A 19,609-nucleotide genomic window follows, 5' to 3' on the forward strand; every position below is an offset into this window, starting at 1 on the left:
GCGCCGTCATTTTAGGGTGGCCCCGGGCCTGGTCTAGGACAGTTCCCCGGCCATCGCGCTGTCCATTTCACTGACCACACCGGTGATATCCATGATCCGCGCCGCGAAGTGCCCGCGCCCGAGCAGGGCCTTGAGTTCGTCGACCACCACCGGCTTGCTGAACAGGTAACCCTGTATCACCCGTGCGCCGTTGCGGGTGAGGTAGTGGTATTGTTCCGCGGTTTCCACACCCTCGGCCACCAGCTCCAGTTGCAGGCTGCGGCCCATGGCGATGATCGCGGACACCAGGCTGGCCTGCTGCTCGCTGCTTTCGACGCCGGTGACAAAACTGCGATCGATCTTGAGTTCGTCCAGCGGAAAACGGCTGAGGTAGCTGAGGGAGGAGTAGCCGGTACCGAAATCGTCGATCGACAGGCGCACACCCTGTGATTGCAGTTCGTCCAGGGTGTGGAGGGTGAGCTCGCTGTTGTCCATGGCGATGCCCTCGGTGACCTCGAGGGAGAGGGCCCGCGGGGGCAGTCCGGAGTCCTCCAGCGCCCGTTTCACCTGTTCGCCGAATTCCGGCCCGAACTGCAGGGCCGAGACATTCACCGCCACCTTGGGCAGGGCGAAGCCTTCCCGGTGGAGGCCGGCGAGGTCGCGGCAGGCCTGCTGCAGGCCCCAGTTGCCGATCTCCGGAATCAGGCCCAATTCCTCCGCCAGCGGCACGAACAGGTCGGGGGGGATCAGTCCGCGCTCCGGGTGTTGCCAGCGCAGCAGCGCCTCCACCCCCACCACGGTGCCGCTGCGGGTGTCCACTTGCGGCTGGTAGTGGAACTGCAACTGCCCGCCCTCGACCGCCTTGCGCAAGTCGGTCTCCAGCTGCAGGCGCTCGACCCCGGCGGCGTCCATCGCCGGGTCGTAGTACAGGTAGTGGCTTTTGCCGCCGTGCTTGGCGTGGTACATGGCGGTGTCCGCCGCCCGCAGCAGGGCCTCCAGGTCGTTGCCGTCCCGCGGTGCGATGGCGATACCGATACTGGGTGTCACCACCACTTCGTGGCCCTCGATCAAGATGGGCTCGAGCAGGGCGTTGAGCAAGCGCTGCGCCACGTGGCCGGCCGCGGCGGGATCGTCGAGCTGGTTGAGCACCACGGTGAACTCATCGCCGCCCAGCCGCGAGACGCCGAGGCGCTTCTCGGCTTCGTCGAAATGGGCCACCACATCGCTTTCGCGCACGCAGCTGGAGAGGCGCCCGGCGACGTCCCGCAGCAGCTGGTCGCCCGCGGAGTGGCCGAGGGAATCGTTGATGCGCTTGAAGTTGTCCAGGTCGAGAAACAGCAGCGCCAGCATTTGCTCGTTGCGCTTGCCGAGCCGCAACAGCAGGTTCAACTGCTCGGTGAACAGCAGGCGGTTGGGCAGGGCGGTGAGGCTGTCGTAGTACGCCATGTGGCGCAGCCGGTCCTTGGCCTCGGTAACCTGCTTGACGGCGATGTTCAGCTCTTCGTTGCGGCGCGAAAGCTGTTCGGTGCGCTCCTCCACCTTCATGCGCAACAAAGTCTGGTCGACGTCGGTGCGACTCTTGTAGCTGCTGATGCTGCCGATCATGCTGTTGAGCGCCGAGGTGAGGTCCCGGATCTCGCTGCTGCCGCGGATATTGATGGCCTGTTGCTGGGTGCCGGCGGCGATACTCTCCGCCGCCGCCGCCAGTTGCCCCAGCGGCCGGGTGATGCGTCCGCTGGCGAGTCGCGCCAGGAGGACACACAGGGCGACCAGGGCGATATTGGCGGCGAGCAGCGTGCCCGCGGGGGGCAGGGCGTTGGCGAGTAGTTGGCTGCGGCTGACGGCCACCTGCAGATAGGCGATCACATGGCGGCTTTCTATCGATACCGGGTCTGCCAGCGCGCGGCCGAAATCGTCGCGTGTAAGGCCGCGCTCCAGGGGGTTGAGCAGCGAGAACAGTGGCTCCGTGGCCAACAGCACCTGTTCGCCCCCGGAGAGCAGGGCCAGCACGGACCTGTCCGCCGGTGGCTCGCCGGGCCGCCATATCCGGCTCGGTTCCACGGCATTGGCGCCGTTGCGCGCGCTCGTAAAAGACGGTGTCGGATAGGGCCCGTCTCCGCGTTCGCGCAGTGCGAGTACCTCGCCGGCGGTATCGAGTACCGCGGCGCGGCGCAGGGCCGGGTTCAGTGCGAGCAGGGACTGCAGGGTGGATTGCAGGCGCGCGCTGTCGCGCAGGTAGATATCAACCTGGAGCTGCGGCTGGCTGGCAATGGCGGCGGACACATCGCGCAGTACCTGCCGCTGTTCGGCCCGGTACTGTTGTTGCGCGAAAAACACTGTAATCAGGCTGCCCGCCAGGAGGGCAACCACAGCCACCGCCACGTTGATACGTCCGGCAACAGTCATCGCTGTGCCTCGTTACACGTTCCCGGTTGAAAAGTTAGCACGTCTAAACTTGTGCCCGCAATCCCGGGCCGCGCCCTCATCCTCGCGGCCGGTACTCGGGGCGAATCTCGCGTTCGGGGTAGACCGTCGCCAAGGGCTCGGGCAGGCCGCCTTCCCTGATGATCTGGGCGTGCGTGCGGTCGAGCAGGCGCGGCTCCCGGGCGCCACAGGAGTGGGCGATAATTTCCACCTCGTGCATCAGGTTGTGGGCGTAGTGGGCCACCCGCGAGGCCTTGTCCGTGGGGTCCAGGCCCTTCTGCAGCTCCGGGTTGTGGGTGGTGACGCCGGTGGGGCAGGTGTTGCGGTTGCACTGCAGGGCCTGGATGCAACCCAGGGCAAACATGAAGCCCCGGGCCGAGTTGACGCAATCCGCCCCCAGGCAGAGGGCCGCGGCCACCCCGGCGGGGTTGATCAACTTGCCCGAGCAGATGACCCTGACGCGTTGGCGCAGGCCGTATTCCACCAGCTTGTCCACCACGATGGGCAGGCTGCGCCGCACCGGCAGGCCCATCAGGTCCATCAGGCTTTGCGGGGCGGCACCGCTGCCGCCGTCGGCGCTGTCCACGGTAAAGAAATCCGGGGCGTATTCCAGCCCCAGGTCGTGGATGCGCTGGCAAAACTCATCCAGCCAACCGGTCTGGCCGATGGCCGCCTTGATGCCCACCGGCTTTCCGCTCACCTCCCGCACGTGGTGGATCATGTGCAACAGGTCGTCGATGCTGTGGATCTCGCGGTGGCGGTTGGGGCTGATCGAATCCTGGCCGACGGGAATGCCCCGGGTGGAGGCGATGATGTCAGTGACCTTGACCCCCGGGAGGATGCCGCCCTTGCCCGGCTTGGCGCCCTGGGACAGCTTGATCTCGAACATCCGAACCTGCTCGTGGGCCGCCAGCTCGCGCAGCCTGTCGTCGCTGAGCCGCCCCTGCTCGTCGCGCACGCCGTACTTGGCGGTGCCGATCTGGAATACGATGTCGCAACCGCCCTCCAGGTGGTAGGGGGCCAGGCCCCCCTCGCCGGTATTCAGCCAGATGCCGGCCTTGGCCGCGCCCCGGGACAGGGCGCGCACCGCCGGCATGGACAGCGCGCCGAAGCTCATCGCGGATACATTGAAGAACGACGTCGTGGCATAGGGGATGCGCGCGTAGCCCTGGCCGAAGGTGATGCTGCTGCGCGGCTGTACCTCTTCCTCCAGCGGGGGGATAAGGCTGTTGAGGAACAGGATGTCCCCGGGCTGGTTGAGGGGCATGGTCGAGCCGAAGGCTATGGTGGAGTCGAGATCCTTCGCGGCCCGGTAGACCCAGCTGCGCTGGGCGCGGTTGAAGGGCAATTCCTCGCGGTCGAGGGCAAAAAAGTACTGCCGGAAGAATTCCCCCAGGTGCTCGAAAAAATAGCGAAAGCGGCCGATGACGGGGTAATTGCGGCGGATGGCGTGTCGGGTCTGGGTGACGTCCGCCACGTACATCCACAGCAGCGCGAGCAGTCCGGCGAGCAGGGTCAGGGCGATGAGTACCGCGCCGACCTCCAGGAATCCCACGGTAAATTGCTGCAGCGTGCTCATGGCTCAACCTTTTCTTGCACAATGGTAACGTTGCCCATTTTGGCACAACCCCCGACGAAGTATACTGCCGCCAACGACAATACCCGGCGGCGCTCGCGGCCGGGACAACCCGGACCGACGCGGGATGGTAAATACTCCCAACACGCTCAGGTTGCTGACGGCTCCCGCGCTGTGGATGGGGGTGGTGCAATGCCTGTTCGGCGCGATTTCCCTGGTGGCGCACGACGATACGGTGGCCGAGCCCTTCCTTGTGCCCGGGGGCGCGATTATCCTGGTGGCCGGCCTGCTGCACCTGCTGCTGCGCACCGATATCCGGCGAATCTCCTACCGGGACGCACTGGTATTCGCGACCCTGACCTGGGTGCTCACCGGCGTGCTGGGCGCCCTGCCGATCTATGCGATCACCGGCATCAGTTTCACCGATGCGGTGTTCGAGTCGATCAGCGCGCTCACCACCACCGGCGCCACGGTATTGACCGGCCTGGACGACATGCCCGGCTCGTTTCTCATGTATCGCCAGTTCCTACAGTGGATGGGCGGTTTGGGTGTGGTGATTTTCGTGGTGGCGGTACTGCCGATGTTGAACGTGGGCGGCATGCGCCTGTTGCGGGCCGAGGCCTCCGGTCCGGACAAGGACGAGAAGGTCTCTCCGCGGGTCAGTCGCGCGGCGCACAATCTGTGGCTGGTGTACATACTGATCACGCTGGGCTGTGCGCTGGCGTATTTTCTCGCCGGCATGAGCGTGTTCGACGCCGTTGCCCACAGCTTCACGACCGTGTCCACCGGCGGCTTTTCCACCCACGATGCCAGCCTGGGCTTTTACGACAGTCACCTGATCCTCGCGGTGGCCAACCTGTTCATGCTGCTGGGCGCGATCAGTTTTGCCCTGCATTTCAAGGTGCTGCGCAGCGGCCAGCTGCACCGCTACTGGAGAGACGAGGAGACCCGGGTATTCCTGTTGAGCGTGGCGGCGATTTCCCTGGTGTTGGCGCTCTACCTGTTCACCAGCGGGCGCTATGGCGGTTTTCTCGAAGCGGTGAGCTACGCGGCCTTTCACCTGATTTCCTTCATTACCAGCACCGGCTTCGGCCACCAGGATCTGGGTAGCTGGCCGGTGGCGGCGCCGGTGGGCCTGATCCTGGCCGGCTACCTCGGTGGCTGCGCCGGCTCGACCGCCGGGGGCAGCAAATTCGTGCGCAATATCATCGCCTTCAAAACCGTGCGCGGCGACTTCCTGCTCACGCTGCATCCCAGGGCGGTGAAAAAAGTGCGCTACCAGATGCAGCCGGTAGCTACCGACGTGCGACTTTCGGTCATGGCTTTCTTTTCGTTCGTGGCCGGTAGCACGGCGCTGCTGACCCTCGCGCTGATGGCGACGGGGCTGGACCTGCTGTCCGCTTTCTCCGCGGTGGCGGCCTGCCTCAACGTGCTGGGCCCGGGGCTGGGGCAAGTGGGTAGCAACTTCCAGGTGGTGAGCGACCTGGGCACGTGGATTCTCTGCGCCGCCATGATCCTGGGTCGCCTGGAGTATTTTACAGTGCTGGCGCTGCTGTTTCCGCTGTTCTGGCGCTACTGAGGTCTTGGGCGCGGCGGTGCAGCTGCTATAGTAAGCGGGACGTGGGCGCCGCCGCGCCCCTCGAAACACTCACCCTGTCAGAGCGGAGAGAGCGATGACCACGCGCCACAGCAAGACCGACACCCTTGAAACCGCCGGTGGACGCTACACGATCTACCCCATGGACCACCTCGGTAGCCTGGGGGACGTGGCGAGCCTGCCGTATTCCCTGAAGCTGCTGCTGGAAAACCTGCTGCGTCACGGCGGCGAGCCCTATGTCACCGACGACGACGTGGAGGCCCTGGTGAACTGGAATCCGACCGCCGAGCCGGCGCAGGAAATCGCCTTCGTGCCGGCCCGGGTGCTGTTGCAGGACTTTACCGGCGTGCCGGCCATCGTGGATCTGGCGGTCATGCGCGACGCCATGGTGGAGCTGGGCGGCGAGGCCGGGCAGATCAACCCCCTGTCGCCGGTGGAACTGGTCATCGACCATTCGGTGATGGTGGACCACTTCGGCGGCGAGGACGCCTTTGAGAAGAACACCGGTATCGAGTTGCATCGCAATCTTGAGCGGTACCAGTTCCTGCGCTGGGGCCAGGAGGCCTTCAGTAATTTTCGCGTGGTGCCGCCGGGCACCGGCATTGTGCACCAGGTGAACCTGGAGTTCCTGGCCCGCGGTGTGTTTGCGGGCGAGCAGGACGGCCAGCCGCTGGCTTACCCGGATACCCTGGTGGGCACGGACTCCCACACCACCATGATCAACGGCCTGGGGGTGCTGGGCTGGGGTGTGGGCGGCATCGAGGCCGAGGCGGCGATGCTTGGCCAGCCGGTGACCATGCTGATTCCCCAGGTAGTGGGATTCCGCCTGGAAGGCAAACTGGCCGAAGGCGCCACCGCTACCGATCTGGTGCTCACCGTGACCCAGATGCTGCGCGAGCACGGCGTGGTGGGCAAGTTCGTGGAGTTTTTCGGCCCGGGCCTCAAGCACCTGACACTGGCCGACCGCGCCACCATTGCCAATATGGCGCCGGAGTACGGCGCCACCTGCGGTATTTTCCCGGTGGACAGCCAGACTATCGACTACATGCGGCTCACCGGTCGCGACGACAAACAGCTGGCCCTGGTGGAAGACTACATGAAGGCCATGGGTCTGTGGCACGACGACAATTCGCCCACCGCCCGCTACAGCGCCACCCTGGAGCTGGAGCTGGGCACCGTTGTGCCCTCGCTGGCTGGCCCCAAGCGGCCCCAGGACCGCATCCCCCTCACCGATGCCAAGGCGGGTTTCGCCGGTGTGCTCAAGGAGTTCGAGGAGTTGGCGATGGTGCCCGAGCCGGAATCCGGCTGGGAGGACGAGGGCGGCCATCTCGACGAGCACCGCGAGGCGGTGAAGGGCATGCACGTGGACCGGGGTTCGGACAGCTTCGAGCTGCGGCACGGCGCGGTGGTGATCGCCGCCATTACCAGCTGTACCAATACCTCCAACCCGGCGGTGCTGGTGGCCGCGGGCCTGGTGGCGCGCAAGGCGCGGGCGCTGGGTCTGGTGTCCAAGCCCTGGGTCAAGACCAGCCTGGCTCCGGGCTCCAAAGTGGTGACCGGCTACCTGGAAAAGACCGGCCTGATGGACGACCTGGAAGCCCTCGGTTTCTACCTGGTGGGATACGGCTGCACCACCTGCATCGGCAATTCCGGCCCCCTGCCGGACGATATCACCGATGCCGTCCGCGCCGGCAACCTGCTGGTGACTTCGGTGCTCTCGGGCAACCGCAACTTCGAGGGCCGCATTCACCAGGATGTGCGCGCCAACTACCTGGCCTCGCCGCCGCTGGTGGTGGCCTACGCCATTGCGGGGACCATGGACATCGACCTGTACAAGGATCCGATCGGGCACGACAAGGCCGGCAAGCCGGTGTACTTTGCCGACATCTGGCCGGCTTCGCAGGAAATCGAGGGCATTCTCACCGGTGCGCTGGACACTGCCATGTTCCGCGACAAGTACGCCGACGTCTACACCGGCAACGAGGACTGGAACAAGCTCCCGGTGGACGGCAGCGAGCGCTACCCCTGGCCGGAATCCACCTACGTGCGCAAGCCCACCTTCTTCGAGGGTATCGCCAACATCGAGCCGGGGGTATCAGGGATCGACGGCGCCCGCTGCCTGGTGAAGGTCGGCGACAGCGTCACCACCGACCATATCTCCCCGGCCGGCGCCATCGCCCCCGACAGTCCCGCCGGCCAATACCTGCAGGCCGAGGGCGTGGCGGTGAAGGACTTCAATTCCTACGGCTCGCGCCGGGGTAACCACGAGGTGATGATGCGCGGCACCTTCGCCAATGTGCGCCTGAAGAACCAGCTGGCGCCGGGCACCGAGGGCAGCTGGACCACCAACTTCCTCAATGGCGACCGGGAGTCGATTTTCGATGCCTCGGTGGCCTACCGGGAGCGGGGCATCCCGCTGGTGGTGCTGGCGGGCAAGGAGTACGGCACCGGCTCCTCCCGGGACTGGGCCGCCAAGGGGCCGTCCCTGTTGGGTATTCGCGCCGTCATCGCCCGCAGCTACGAGCGCATCCACCGCTCCAACCTGGTGGGCATGGGCATCCTGCCGCTGCAGTTCAAGGACGGCGACAGCGCCGACAGCCTGGGCCTCGACGGCACCGAGACCTTTTCCATTCCGGCGGTCGCCTCCGGGCAGGAATGGGTGGAGGTGAATGTCGCCAAACAGGACGGCGGCGAGACCACCTTCGAGGCGCGGATTCGCATCGACACGCCCAACGAGTTCACCTACTACGAGAACGGCGGCATCCTGCACTACGTGCTGCGCCGGCTGGCGGCGGCGTAGCGGCCGGGCTCTTGTCGGTTGGCGTGTCCCGGGCTGGCGTGCCGCGGGCTAACGTGCCCCGGGCTACTCCAGCCGGGCGCTGATTCGGCGGCACTTGAGCCGGTCCCACTCGTTTTTCTTGTCCTGCCGCGCCCGCTTCCAGCTATCCATCTGCTGGGGCGAGCCGCCGGCGCGGCGCTTGTCGGTGTAGCGCTCGATGGCGTCCTTCAGGCGCTGGCAGGTTTTCTCCGGCGGGTCCGCGGCCGGGGCGGTGGCCGGCAGCGCCAGTGCCGTGAGCAGGGGGATGACACGCAGTCCTTGCATGGTCGACTCCTTGGTAGCCGCTTGGGGGCTGTGCCTGGGGTGAGCCTAGCGCGGAATCCGGGGGAAGGGGCGGGTTCGCACGCAAATGATCGAACGCGAAGACTGGTTTACGGCGGGAGCAAGACGTGATCACAGGCCTGGATGAACAAGCCTTCAGTTGTCCTTACTGCGGTGAACGGATTACGGTGCTGATCGATACTTCGCTGGCCAGCCAGGCCTATATCGAGGATTGCCAGGTGTGTTGTTCTCCCATTCTGCTGCATATTGCAACAACGCCCGCCGGCGAGGTGGCCGTGCGGGCGTATCGGGAGGATGAAGCGCCGGGCAGCTGTTAGCGGCGGCGCATCACCAGCATCAGGCCGCCCGCCATCAATAGCAGCAGTGAAGACGGCAGGGGAATGTCGCGTGTGGGGAGCGCGGGGTCCCGAGCCCATACCGACATGTGCGAAATCGCCTGGGCATTGCCCTTGTGATTGGTGAAATCGCCGGTGTTCCACGTACCCTCGAAGCTGTACGCAGTGGTGAAGTTGATGCCGAGGGTGCCATTGGCCAGTTGCGTGAAATCGAAGTCGTACACGGCAAGGTTGGAGCCGGCCTTGAACACGAAGGTCAGGTGGTCGAAGGCGTTGGGGCCCAGGATGTCGGTGACCAGCTCGAAGCTGTCCTCGGACACATCGAGGCTCCAGGTGCCGCCGGTCCCGCTACATTCCGGTCCCGTGAGGCAAAACGCGAAATTGAGAATGTCACCCAGGTAGAGTTCATTGCCGTCTTCGCCCATGGTGGAGTAGGCGGTGTTGCCTTCGCCGTCGACGTGGGCGAGGTGAACCCAGCCCGGGTCGGTCGCGTTGCCGTCGCCGTCCCGGTCCTGCAGGTCCGCCGGTGAAATGAAGTTGAAATAATCGAAGCTGCTGCCCTTGATGACCTGGCCGTTCATGAAGCCATCGCCGAGCTGGCCGATGTTGGGGTCGGGGTTGCTGCCGCCCTGGGCGTCGTCATTGGCGCCGGCAAACATACCCGCGCAGGCGGTCGCCGCGATGCCGGGGGTGCCGGAGAAGATGCTGTTGCCACTGCCGGTCTCGCTGACCGAGGTAATGTGGACTGAATCGGTGGTGCAGGCGCCATCGCCGGTCAGCAGGCTCGCTTGCAGATTGGCGCTGCCCAAGCTCAGGCTTGCCGCTGCCAGGCCGGTGAGAAACGTCAGATTGAGTCGCATGGTTCAAGTGCTCCAGTATTGCGGTTTTCGGAGCAGAGACAGGAGTGAGCCGCCCTTGCGGTGACTGCCTGTAGTGCCCCGGAATTGTTACTTTCTAGTTTATGCTAATTAAAAAGCAAATACTGTGCCACAAGTCACAATACCTTGTTATTCATGGATATTTTTATTTTTTGATGTCGGCTGATTATAAGGAGTGTAAAGTTTTTCGACAGTTGGTTATAGGTAGGGCCGCCTCATCCCCGGCGCAACGCATCGACGCCTGGTGGCGTGGGGGTCAGGGTGTCCCGATGCGCGCGACGATGCGCAGGGGGCCGCCGCTGCCGCCCGCGAGCTTGGCGGGAAGGGCCACCACGAAAGCACCGGTGGCGGGCAGCTCGCCCAGGTTGGCCACGTTTTCGAAGGCCGGGACGTTATCTTCCATCAGCCGCACGTGGGTGCGAAAGTCGCGGGACTTGCCATAGTCGATGCTGGCGGTGTCTATGCCCACGGCCTTGACCCGGCGCTCGGTCACCAGCCAGTCGGCCCCGGCCTCCGAGAGTCCGGGAAAGGACAGTGCCGCGGCGCCGGCCTCGCCGCGCAGGGCCGTGCCCAGGTACTTGGCTGCGTCGGGCCAGTATTGATCGAATCCGGTGCGCAGCAGCACGATGCTGCCCTCGGGAATAGTGCCGTGACGGGCCTCCCAGGCTTCGAAATCGTTCACGCCGACGCGGTAGTCCCGGTCCTTCGCCACCGCGGCGCCGACATCGATGACCACCGCGTTGCCAATCAGTTGCTCGAGGGGAATCTCGTCCACCGAGCGCCGGCCCTCGGCAAAGTGCACCGGGGCGTCGATATGGGTGCCGCCGTGTTCCGCGGTGGAAAAACTATAGGCGGAGTAATAGTAGCCGCCCTCGGTCTGGCCCTCGAAGACCGTGGTGCGGGCGTAGGGGGCGGCGGTGGGCCAGAACACGGCCTCGGCGGAGAGGGTGTGGGTGAGGTCGACCCAGGTGTCGCCGGCGCGGGCTGTGGTGGTTGAAAGTATGGCCGCCCAAAGTGCGGGCAGTATGATGAGAACACGGCGCATGGTGTTGACCCTCCCGGTCGCGGTGCGATGAACATGTTGTGGCTACGCAAAAGCTCTCTCAGTATAGCCTTGCCAACCCGGTGCCTGGTGAGCCAATGATAGCCGGTGCTATGATGCGCCGGTTGTATGACTTAGCCCCTGTATGCCAAGGAGATACCGTGACCAAAGCGGAAAAGCTCGCCCACATCAATACCCTGCTGCCGCCCTGCTTGCAGGTGCTTAACACAAAGGTCCTGGATTTCGACAATGAGGCCCTCACCTGCGAACTGGCTTTTGATGTCTCGGAGCAGTTCTGCCATTCGGTGAATGTGGTGCAGGGGGGCAATGTCACGGTGATGCTTGATGCAGCCATGTCACACGCGGCCTTCGTCACCGCCGACGACATCGCGGGACTGCCGTCGCTGGAAATCAAGGTGAGCTTTCTTGAGCCTACCCTGGCAGGTCCGGTAAAGGCCCGTGGCAGGGTGGTGAAGATGGGGCGCAGCACGGCCTTCCTGGAAGGCACGCTGATCAACGGCGAGGGCAAGGTTTCGGCGCGATCCACTGCGACAGCCAAAGTGGTGCGGCGCGAACGGGGCGTTTACGCCGCCTGAGCCGCCGCCGGCACCGGGCTGGTCTACAGCTCCTTGCGTGCGCGGTTGGCGGCGGCGAAATCCAGGCCGCTGCCCACAGTTGCGTTTTCCGGTACAGCCGGGGGATATTAGCCGGGCGCGTCCTCTGGGCCAACCCAGGCAAAGGGATTGTGCGCCACTTCCCATAGATGGCCGTCGAGGTCCTTGAAGTAACTGCTGTAGCCGCCCCAAAACACCTTCTGTGGTTGCTTGACTTCGGTGGCGCCCGCCGCGACGGCCTGCGCCATGACCGCGTCCACCTCCGCCTCGGAATGGACGTTGTGGGCCAGGGCAAAGCCCGCGAAGCCTTCCCCCGCGGCGCTGACCTGGGCGTCCTCGGCCAGTGCCTCGCGGCCGTACAGTCCGAGCCAGGTGCCGTTCAGGGTAAAGAAAGCCACTGTGGGCGGCGACTCCATGCGCGGAAATCCCAGCCCCTTCTCGTAGAATTCCACCGCCGCGGGCAGGTCGCGGACGCCCAGTGTGATCATGCTGATTCTTGGCTTCATGGTTGTATCGTCCCGTACAAGGAATGTCCCCAAGATACAGCAAGCCCGGGGCCGGTGATATGATGCCGGCGAATCGACATGTCGCCCCGGCGCACCTTGCAATTGCTGTTCCCTGGAAAAAGGACAATTCATGAAGATAGGTATCAAACAGCTGATTTCCGTACTGCTGCTTTTCCATGTGGCGATAAGCGCCGCCCGCGCGGAAGAACTCTACATCACCGCCGCGGCCATGGTGGACACGGTCTCCGGCAAGCTGCTCAAGCGCCCGGCGGTAGTGGTGTCGGACCAGCGGATCGTGGCGGTGGGTCGCCAGGGAGAACTGGAGGTGCCGGCATCGGCCCGGCATATCGACCTCGGCGAACGCACCTTGCTGCCGGGATTGATGGACATGCACGTGCACCTGTCGTCGGCGGCCAAGGGCGTGCCCTTTCTGGAAGGCATGTTCCAGTCGGTGCCGCGACAGACGGTAAATGCTGTACGCAATGCCAATACCACGCTGATGGCTGGATTCACTTCGGTGCGCAACCTGGGGGCGTCGGCTTACTCGGTGGTCGCGGTACGCGATGCTATCGAGGCCGGGGAGATCGACGGACCGAGGATTTGGGCCTCGGGCCCCTCGCTGGGAGTGACCGGCGGCCACTGCGATAACAATTTCTATCCCCCGGAGATGGATTTTCGCTCCGCGGGCGTGGCTGATGGTCCCTGGGCTATTCGCGAGCGCATCCGCGAGAACATCAAGTACGGCGCCAACACCATCAAGTTCTGCGCTACCGGCGGCGTATTCTCCCGAGGCACCCAGGTCGGGGCCATCCAGTACACCTTCGAGGAGATGCAGGTCATCGCCGACGAGGCCCATCACCGGGGCCTGGTGGTTGCCGCCCACGCCCACGGTACCGAGGGTATCAAGACCGCCATTCGCGCCGGTGTCGACAGTATCGAGCACGCCAGCATCCTCGACGACGAGGCGATCAAGCTGGCCAAAAAGCACGGCACCTACTTTTCCATGGATATCTACAACACGGAATACACCCAGGCCAAGGGGCGCGAGCAGGGCGTGCCCGAGGAGAACCTGGCCAAGGACGCCGCCATCGCGCAAATCCAGCGCGACGGCTTTGGCGCCGCGGTGAAGGCCGGGGTGAAAATGGTGTTTGGCAGTGACGCTGCGATCTACCCCCACGGCGATAATGCCAAGCAGTTTTCCCGCATGGTGCGCTTCGGCATGACCGAGGCCCAGGCCCTGCAGGCGGCCACGGTGAATGCCGCGGGCCTGATGAAACGCGAGGATCTCGGCGCGATCCGCGAGGGCTACCTGGCCGACATTATCGCCGTGGAGGGCAATCCGCTGGAGGACATCACGGCCACCGAGCGGGTGGTATTTGTGATGAAGGACGGCCAGGTGGTGCGCCACGACGGGCCGGCCCGGTAACAGTCCCGTTGCCGTACACCGTCGTGCGGGCCCGCGCCGCCCGCCCGACGGCGCGTGGCGGATCAGAAGCGGATGTTCGCCGACAGGAAGATTTCGCGCTCGCGTCCCACCATCAGTCCACCCTGGTATTGCGCGCTGGCGTAGTAGTATTTATTGCCCAGGTTCCTGCCGTGCAAGCGGAAGGTGGTTGGGGTGCCGCCCAGGGTGGTGTCATAGCTGATACCGGCATCCCAAAGCGTGTAGGACGGGATAAAGCCGGTGTTCTGCGCATCCACCGCGCGGTTGCCCACATAGCTTAGGGTGCTGTCCAGGGACAGGCCCGGTACCGCCGCCAGGTCGTAGCGCGCACCCAGCGTGCCCTTCCAGCGCGGCACCCCCTCGCTGCGTTTGTCGATAACCGTCGGGTCCGCGACGCCGGTCAGTTGTGTGTCGAGATAGGCCAGGTTGCCGTGCAGCTTCAGGCCGGCGGTTACCTCTCCCACCGCACTCAGCTCAACACCGCGATGGCGATAGGTTCCGCCGCCGACAAAGTCGTTGTCCAGATTGACATAGTTGGCGTCACGGTCGATGTTGAACGCGGCAATGCCGAGGCTCAGCCGGCGATCGATGCTCGCCTTCAGCCCGATCTCGTACTGCTCCGACTCGATGGCGTCAGTGGGTTGATTGGGGTTGTTGGTAAAAAAGGGCGCGTACTCGCCCTTTTCGAACCCGCGGGTGTAGCTGAGGTAGGTCATCACCGCGTCGCCGGGCCGGTAGATCAGCGCGCCAGTGGGTACGAACACATTGTCATCCTGCGGCGGGGCCTGGGCCGACAGTTCCCGGGCGCGATACTGGATGTACCGCCCGCCCAGTAGTAGCTGGACGTGATCGTTGAGCGAAAGCAGGTCACTGGCAAAGAGTGAGCGCTCCGTGATGGTCGCTTTGTAGTCCACGGCGTTTTCCGGCCCCCAGTGCCAGCGCGGTGGATCCACCGGATCGAGAATATTGCCCACCGATACGTCGGCGGGGGTCAGCTCGCCGCCGCTTTCCACAAAGTCCCAGTAGGGGCTTTTGTCCTTGAAGCGTTTGTAGCTGGCGCCGAAGAACGTGTCGTGCAGGATGCTGCCGGTCTGGAATGTACCGGCCAGGTAGCTTTGCAGTGACCAGACGCTGAACACTTCACCGCGGGAGACATAGTAGTCCGCGTAGCCGACATCGCCGTTGGGCTGGATAGAGAACAGGTCATTGTAGCCGCCGTGGCGCTCGACCCGGGAATAATTGGCCTGGCTAACCGAGGTCCAGGCGTCGTTCAGCGCAAACTCGAACCTGGCGTCCGCGTTGTGGCCGTCGGTTTCGTGGCGAAACCATGTGGGGGCCAGTGCGTCGCGGCGGTCGACGCGGGGCGGTAGTACAAAGCTTGCGGGATCCAGTGGGTCTTCCCTGTCGCCCTGGTCGGCGCGCAGCAGGGGGTCCGCGAGGTGGGTTTTCGATGAATAATCGGCGCTCAGCTGCAGCAGGCCGCGTTCACCCAGCCGGAAGTCGGTGGCCAGGCCGATGAATTTGCGCTCCATGTCGTAGGTATGATCGAAATTACCGTTTTTCTCATAGCCAAGGTTCACGCGGTAGCCAAATGCGCCGTCGAAGGCCGAGTTGCTGCTGTCGAGGCTGGTGTAGCGGCCCTCTAGGCTGGAGCCCTGCGCCGTAACGTTGACAAAGGGTGTGCGCGTGGGGCGTTTGGGCAGGTAATTGACGGTGCCGCCGGGTGAATTGAAACCGTACAGGAAGCCCGAGGGCCCTTTCAGCACATCCACGCGCTCGAACAACTCCAGCGGCATATCGTGGTGTGGTGCCAGGGACAGGCCATCGCGCCGAATGGTGTTGAAATTATCCATGACAAAGCCGCGAATGCGGAAATTGTCGAAGCCGCCGCCGTTGGATGCACCGGTGATCGAGGGGTCGTATTCGAGAACGTCCTGCACCGTGCGAGCCGACAACGCGGCGATGGATTCGGCCGTATAGCTCTGGATGGCGATCGGGATCTCCATTGCATCCTTGGCGCCAAAGGCCCCGGCATTGACCTCCAGGGCCTTGTTGAGCAGCGGTGCGGTGACGTTCACCGTTTCCAGGCCCGAGGCACTCCCGGTGGACTCAAGACTTGCCTGGGCGAGCGTTTGCGCGGCGCAGGTCGAGGCCAGCAGCGCCGTGAGTATTCGGTTCATCGGACAGCGAAGTTTCTTCATAGTGTCAATCCCACTAGAACAGGTAAAACCCGCTCACTTCGCGGTGAGTCGGGCGGGGGGTGGCGGCTTGGCCGACAGGAAAAATGCCTGGGCGACTGCTCCGGCGGGAACTTTTGGCGTCGCGCAATTAAACTATGATATAACGTAACTTTTAAGTCTGGCAACGGTTGGCTTCCAGATGGAATGTTGTTGGCCTGGCTGCCCGTCGATTGATTGTCGTGGGGACAGCCAGACCGGACATCCCCGGGGCCGAATTCTTGGAGTAAGGAGTACTAAGTGAACGCAGATACTGGCAATGCCGTGACGGCAAGCGCCGTGGATGGTGGTGTCGAGGCGGGCAAGGGCGCCGGCAACGTCCTCGAGGCATCATCGGTCGAGGCAGGTTATGGAGAGAGAAGCATTTTGCGGCAACTGGATCTGCGGATTGGGCCGGGTGAAATTTACGCGCTGCTCGGCGGCAACGGCGCCGGTAAAACCACGACACTCAGCTTGTTTCTGGGTTTCGTCGAGCCCACTGCCGGCCGGGTGCGGGTAGACGGCTTCGACCCCGTCGCGCAACCGGTGCAAGCCAGGCGTCGACTGGCCTATATTCCCGAGAATGTGGCGCTGTACGAACACCTCAGCGCACGCGAGAACGTCGCCTACCTGCTGGACCTGGCCGGGCAGTACGAGGGCGACGAAGCGATCGATCGCGCCCTGGCGGCCGCGGGTTTACAGGGATCGGCCTTCGATCGCCGCGTCGGCGGTTTTTCCAAGGGCATGCGCCAGAAAGTGGCGATTGCGCTGGCCCTGGCGCGCAGTGTGCCGGCGCTGCTGCTGGACGAACCCACTTCGGGGCTGGACCCGCAGGCCACCAGTGAATTCAACCGCTTGCTGGACGTGCTGCGCGACAGGGGTATCGCCGTATTGATGGTGACCCACGACTTGCTCAGCGCCGCCGATGTGGCCGATCGTATCGGTTTCCTGGACGGCGGGCGACTGCTTGAGGAGGTCGCGGCCGATGGCGAGGACCGCTTCAATGTGCGCGCCCTGCATCGTCGCTACGCGGAGCAGGCGGCATGAGCCCGGTTCGGCGTATCGCTCGCGAGGAATGGCGGGCCCTCTCCCGGGACCGGGTGGCGATGCTCGGCTTGTTGCTGCTCACCGTCCTGACACTGGTGGCGGCGCTCAATGCCGCGGAGCACCGGCGCACGGCGGACGCCGAGCGCGGCCGCTACCAGTCCCAGGCCAATGACGAGTTCGCCAACCAGCCGGACCGGCACCCACACCGGGTCGCGCATTTCGGACACTTTGTGTTCCGGCCACTCAATCCCCTGGCGGCGTTTGACCCGGGCATCGACGCCTATACCGGCCATACCCTGTTCCTGGAGGCGCACCGGCAAAACGGCGCCAATTTCGGGGATGTGCGACAGTCCTCGTTGTTGCTGCGTTTCGGGCAGCTGACCCCGGCCTTTATCCTGCAGGTACTGGCGCCCCTGTTGCTGGTCTTTGTCGGTCACAACTGCGTCACCCGCGAGCGTGAGTCCGGAACCCTGCGCGTTTTGCTGTCGCAGGGGCTCGGCAGCGGCCAGGTTGTCATGGGAAAGTTGCTGGCGTTACTGGGTTTCGCCGGGTTGGTGTTATTGCCGGCCCTGCTCGCACTGCTCTGGCTTGCCGCCAGTGGCCAGGCCGCCTGGGCGCCGGTCCTGGTCCTGGCCTGCGCCTACGCGGCCTGGCTGTTGCTGTGGTCGTTGCTGGTGACCCTGGCCTCCACCGTCTTCCGGCGCGGACGTGACGCCCTGCTGGGCTTGCTCGCGACCTGGACCGTATTGGTGATCCTGCTGCCCCGCGGGGTATCCGACCTGGCTGGCTCGGTGGTGGCCATGCCCACGCGCTTCGAGAACGCGATCCACGTGGAGCGGGAATACCAGGCCCTCGGCAATGCTCACCGTCCGGATGATCCGAAGTTTGCCGAGTTCCGCGACAGGATACTGGAGCAATACGGCGTGACGAGCATTGAGGAACTGCCGGTGAACTTCAAGGGCCTGGTTGGCACGGAGGGCGAGCGGCGCTCCTCCGAGTTGTTCAATCGCTATGCGGCGGAGGTGTTCGATTTGCAGGAGCGCCAAAATCATCTAGTTGACCAGTACGGCTGGTTGAGTCCCACCCTGGCGCTGCGGCGCCTGTCGATGACCGTGGCCGGTACCGATCTGGCCAGTTTCCGCCATTTCCTTGAACAGGGCGAGCAGTACCGTTATGACCTGGTGCAGCGGTTGAATCGCCTGCAATCAGGGGAAATCACTTATGCCGACGATACCGACCCGGATAAGGAGAATCGTATTTCACACGCACACTGGCAGGCGTTTCCTGATTTTCATTACCAGCCTTTCCCTGTGGACCAGGCCCTGCGCCGCGCGGCACCGGCGGGCGCAATGCTGCTGGCCTGGCTGGCGGCCCTGGCGTCATTGACCTGGCTGCTGGGCGGCCGTCTGGGGAGGGCAGTGCGATGAGCTGGCTGATTCATGAGCTGCGCTTGATCCTGCGCTCGCGCCTGTCGCTGTGCGCCTTGCTGCTGTTGCTTGCCCTGGCCGCCGCCGCGGTGGGCATTGGCTTGCACGAGGTGGCGCGCCAGCACCAGGCGATCGAGCGGGTGGGGCCCCTGCAGGAGCAGGATGCCGCCGCGGTCGCCGCCCGCTACGCGGATACCGGGGACCCAGGCAGTCACGCCTACTATACCTTTTACGGCACCTGGGACGCGCCCTCGGACGCGGCGTTCCTGGCCCTGGGGCTGCGTGACGTGGCGCCCTTCGTGCTGCGTGTGCGGGCCCTGGGCCTGCAATCGCAGCTCTATGAGGGCGAGACCTTCAATCCGGAGCTGGCCCTGTCGGGCCGCTTCGACTTCGCCTTCGTGCTGATTTACCTGGCGCCGCTGTTTGTCATCGCATTGCTGCATGACCTGGTGTCGGGCGAGCGTCAATCGGGTCGCTTGCGACTGCTGTTGTCCATCGCCGATGGCGGCAGCTTGTGGCGGCGCCGGGTGGCCCTGCGTTACGCGCTGCTGTTCGCCTGCCTGGCGGTGCCCGTGGTCGCGGGCATGCTGCTGTCGGGAGCGTCGATGGCCGCGATGGGCGTGGTGCTGGCGGTTGTTGCCAGCTACCTGGCGTTCTGGTGCGGTCTGTCCCTGTTGGTGGCCGCGCGCAACTGGCCCACGGTCGCCAACGCCACCGCGCTGATGGGGGGTTGGGTGCTGTTGACCCTGGTCCTGCCGACCCTGGCCAATGTCGCCCTGACCCGCGCCATCCCCGTGCACCAGGGCGTGGACTTGATGCTGGCGCAACGCCAGGCCGTGCACGGTGCCTGGGAAATCCCGCGCGAGGACACCATGCGGCGTTTCTACGACAGCCACCCCGAATGGCGGCACAGCGCACCCTTGCCGGACGGCTTCCACTGGAAGTGGTATCTCGCCTTTCACCAGCTGGGCGATGAGAGCGTGGCGGACGAGGTGAGTGCCTATCGGGCGGGCCTGCAGGCACGCCAGGAGTGGACGGCCCGGCTGGGCTGGTTGCTGCCCGGGGTGAGCGCACAGGCGCTGTTGCACCGTGTTGCCGATACCGACCTGAGGGCACAGCTGGATTACCAGGACCGGATTGCAGGCTTTCACCGGGAAATTCGCCAGTTCTACTATCCCTACCTGTTCGAAGACCGGCCGATTGGCGCACGGGATTTTGCTGACCGGCCAGTGTATGAAGCATCCCCGGGGCCCTCCGGGTCGGTGGGTCTGCATGCGCTGCTGGCCTTGGGACTTTGCTGGGGTATTGGGCTTTGGGGTGTTTTGTGCGCGGGACGGCTGGGCTTGCGCTGAACCCCTGGTTCCCCGCCATGCTTGCGACAACTGCGCGCAAGCATGGCGGGA

The 19,609-nt window shown here is 64.6% G+C and carries 15 protein-coding genes; 8 read left to right on the plus strand and 7 right to left on the minus strand.

Annotated features, from left to right (window positions below; translation table 11 throughout):
• Nucleotides 1-33: 33 nt before the first annotated feature.
• Entirely contained in the window at nt 34-2,385 is a 2,352-nt protein-coding gene (locus JYP50_RS05350) for a putative bifunctional diguanylate cyclase/phosphodiesterase (protein WP_206559453.1), read from the minus strand.
• A 76-nt stretch (nt 2,386-2,461) separates the two neighbouring features.
• On the minus strand, nt 2,462-3,982 hold the full coding sequence (locus JYP50_RS05355) for an FMN-binding glutamate synthase family protein (RefSeq protein ID WP_206559454.1): 1,521 nt from the start codon (nt 3,980-3,982) through the stop codon (nt 2,462-2,464).
• Between the two features lie 124 nt (nt 3,983-4,106).
• Here JYP50_RS05355 and JYP50_RS05360 point away from each other — a divergent pair, with 124 nt between their 5' ends.
• A complete protein-coding gene (locus tag JYP50_RS05360; RefSeq protein ID WP_206559455.1) occupies nt 4,107-5,558 on the plus strand; it encodes a TrkH family potassium uptake protein in 1,452 nt (483 codons plus the stop codon).
• 94 nt (nt 5,559-5,652) lie between these two features.
• Entirely contained in the window at nt 5,653-8,376 is a 2,724-nt protein-coding gene (gene acnA / locus JYP50_RS05365; protein ID WP_206559456.1) for an aconitate hydratase AcnA, read from the plus strand.
• Between the two features lie 63 nt (nt 8,377-8,439).
• On the opposite strand, the gene JYP50_RS05370 is transcribed toward acnA, so the two are convergent.
• A complete protein-coding gene (locus JYP50_RS05370) occupies nt 8,440-8,679 on the minus strand; it encodes a hypothetical protein (RefSeq protein WP_206559457.1) in 240 nt (79 codons plus the stop codon).
• Between the two features lie 125 nt (nt 8,680-8,804).
• Here JYP50_RS05370 and JYP50_RS05375 point away from each other — a divergent pair, with 125 nt between their 5' ends.
• Complete coding sequence (locus JYP50_RS05375) at nt 8,805-9,014, plus strand: CPXCG motif-containing cysteine-rich protein (protein WP_431311289.1); 210 nt, start codon at nt 8,805-8,807, stop codon at nt 9,012-9,014.
• On the opposite strand, the gene JYP50_RS05380 is transcribed toward JYP50_RS05375, so the two are convergent.
• The gene (locus tag JYP50_RS05380) at nt 9,011-9,892 is read right to left on the minus strand and encodes a hypothetical protein (protein WP_206559458.1); all 882 of its coding nucleotides are present in this window, start codon (nt 9,890-9,892) and stop codon (nt 9,011-9,013) included. The two genes, JYP50_RS05375 and JYP50_RS05380, sit on opposite strands and share 4 nt — an antisense overlap.
• Before the next feature lie 274 nt (nt 9,893-10,166).
• A complete protein-coding gene (locus JYP50_RS05385; protein ID WP_206559459.1) occupies nt 10,167-10,955 on the minus strand; it encodes a cyclase family protein in 789 nt (262 codons plus the stop codon).
• A 158-nt stretch (nt 10,956-11,113) separates the two neighbouring features.
• Here JYP50_RS05385 and JYP50_RS05390 point away from each other — a divergent pair, with 158 nt between their 5' ends.
• Nucleotides 11,114-11,548, plus strand: a complete 435-nt coding sequence (locus tag JYP50_RS05390) for a hotdog fold thioesterase (RefSeq protein WP_206559460.1) — start codon at nt 11,114-11,116, stop codon at nt 11,546-11,548.
• A 107-nt stretch (nt 11,549-11,655) separates the two neighbouring features.
• Here the strand turns inward: JYP50_RS05390 and JYP50_RS05395 are convergent, their stop codons facing one another.
• Nucleotides 11,656-12,072, minus strand: a complete 417-nt coding sequence (locus tag JYP50_RS05395; protein WP_206559461.1) for a VOC family protein — start codon at nt 12,070-12,072, stop codon at nt 11,656-11,658.
• A gap of 130 nt (nt 12,073-12,202) precedes the next feature.
• Here JYP50_RS05395 and JYP50_RS05400 point away from each other — a divergent pair, with 130 nt between their 5' ends.
• Nucleotides 12,203-13,498: a metal-dependent hydrolase family protein gene (locus JYP50_RS05400; RefSeq protein ID WP_206559462.1), complete on the plus strand. Its 1,296-nt coding sequence runs from the start codon at nt 12,203-12,205 to the stop codon at nt 13,496-13,498.
• Nucleotides 13,499-13,560: 62 nt separating this feature from the next.
• On the opposite strand, the gene JYP50_RS05405 is transcribed toward JYP50_RS05400, so the two are convergent.
• Complete coding sequence (locus JYP50_RS05405) at nt 13,561-15,696, minus strand: TonB-dependent siderophore receptor (protein ID WP_206559463.1); 2,136 nt, start codon at nt 15,694-15,696, stop codon at nt 13,561-13,563.
• A 297-nt stretch (nt 15,697-15,993) separates the two neighbouring features.
• On the opposite strand from JYP50_RS05405, the gene JYP50_RS05410 reads away from it, so the two are divergent.
• From JYP50_RS05410 to JYP50_RS05420, 3 genes are read left to right on the plus strand one after another with little or no spacing between them, the layout of a single operon-like run.
• Nucleotides 15,994-16,779, plus strand: a complete 786-nt coding sequence (locus JYP50_RS05410) for an ATP-binding cassette domain-containing protein (protein WP_206559464.1) — start codon at nt 15,994-15,996, stop codon at nt 16,777-16,779.
• Nucleotides 16,776-18,206: an ABC transporter permease gene (locus tag JYP50_RS05415; RefSeq protein WP_206559465.1), complete on the plus strand. Its 1,431-nt coding sequence runs from the start codon at nt 16,776-16,778 to the stop codon at nt 18,204-18,206. The genes JYP50_RS05410 and JYP50_RS05415 overlap by 4 nt, the downstream gene beginning before the upstream one ends.
• Nucleotides 18,203-19,558: an ABC transporter permease gene (locus JYP50_RS05420; protein WP_206559466.1), complete on the plus strand. Its 1,356-nt coding sequence runs from the start codon at nt 18,203-18,205 to the stop codon at nt 19,556-19,558. Before JYP50_RS05415 ends, JYP50_RS05420 begins: the two co-directional genes overlap by 4 nt.
• Nucleotides 19,559-19,609 lie beyond the last annotated feature (51 nt).

Source organism: Parahaliea mediterranea (genome assembly GCF_017255185.1).
Lineage (GTDB): Bacteria > Pseudomonadota > Gammaproteobacteria > Pseudomonadales > Halieaceae > JAFKCZ01.

Bases quoted from the DNA above. Each gene is read 5' to 3' on its own strand.
- acnA (WP_206559456.1), top strand. From the start codon at position 5,653: ATGACCACGCGCCACAGCAAGACCGACACCCTTGAAACCGCCGGTGGA.
- JYP50_RS05400 (WP_206559462.1), top strand. From the start codon at position 12,203: ATGAAGATAGGTATCAAACAGCTGATTTCCGTACTGCTGCTTTTCCAT.
- JYP50_RS05395 (WP_206559461.1), bottom strand. From the start codon at position 12,072: ATGAAGCCAAGAATCAGCATGATCACACTGGGCGTCCGCGACCTGCCC.
- JYP50_RS05405 (WP_206559463.1), bottom strand. From the start codon at position 15,696: ATGAACCGAATACTCACGGCGCTGCTGGCCTCGACCTGCGCCGCGCAA.
- JYP50_RS05355 (WP_206559454.1), bottom strand. From the start codon at position 3,982: ATGAGCACGCTGCAGCAATTTACCGTGGGATTCCTGGAGGTCGGCGCG.
- JYP50_RS05415 (WP_206559465.1), top strand. From the start codon at position 16,776: ATGAGCCCGGTTCGGCGTATCGCTCGCGAGGAATGGCGGGCCCTCTCC.
- JYP50_RS05420 (WP_206559466.1), top strand. From the start codon at position 18,203: ATGAGCTGGCTGATTCATGAGCTGCGCTTGATCCTGCGCTCGCGCCTG.
- JYP50_RS05350 (WP_206559453.1), bottom strand. From the start codon at position 2,385: ATGACTGTTGCCGGACGTATCAACGTGGCGGTGGCTGTGGTTGCCCTC.
- JYP50_RS05380 (WP_206559458.1), bottom strand. From the start codon at position 9,892: ATGCGACTCAATCTGACGTTTCTCACCGGCCTGGCAGCGGCAAGCCTG.
- JYP50_RS05360 (WP_206559455.1), top strand. From the start codon at position 4,107: ATGGTAAATACTCCCAACACGCTCAGGTTGCTGACGGCTCCCGCGCTG.
- JYP50_RS05385 (WP_206559459.1), bottom strand. From the start codon at position 10,955: ATGCGCCGTGTTCTCATCATACTGCCCGCACTTTGGGCGGCCATACTT.
- JYP50_RS05370 (WP_206559457.1), bottom strand. From the start codon at position 8,679: ATGCAAGGACTGCGTGTCATCCCCCTGCTCACGGCACTGGCGCTGCCG.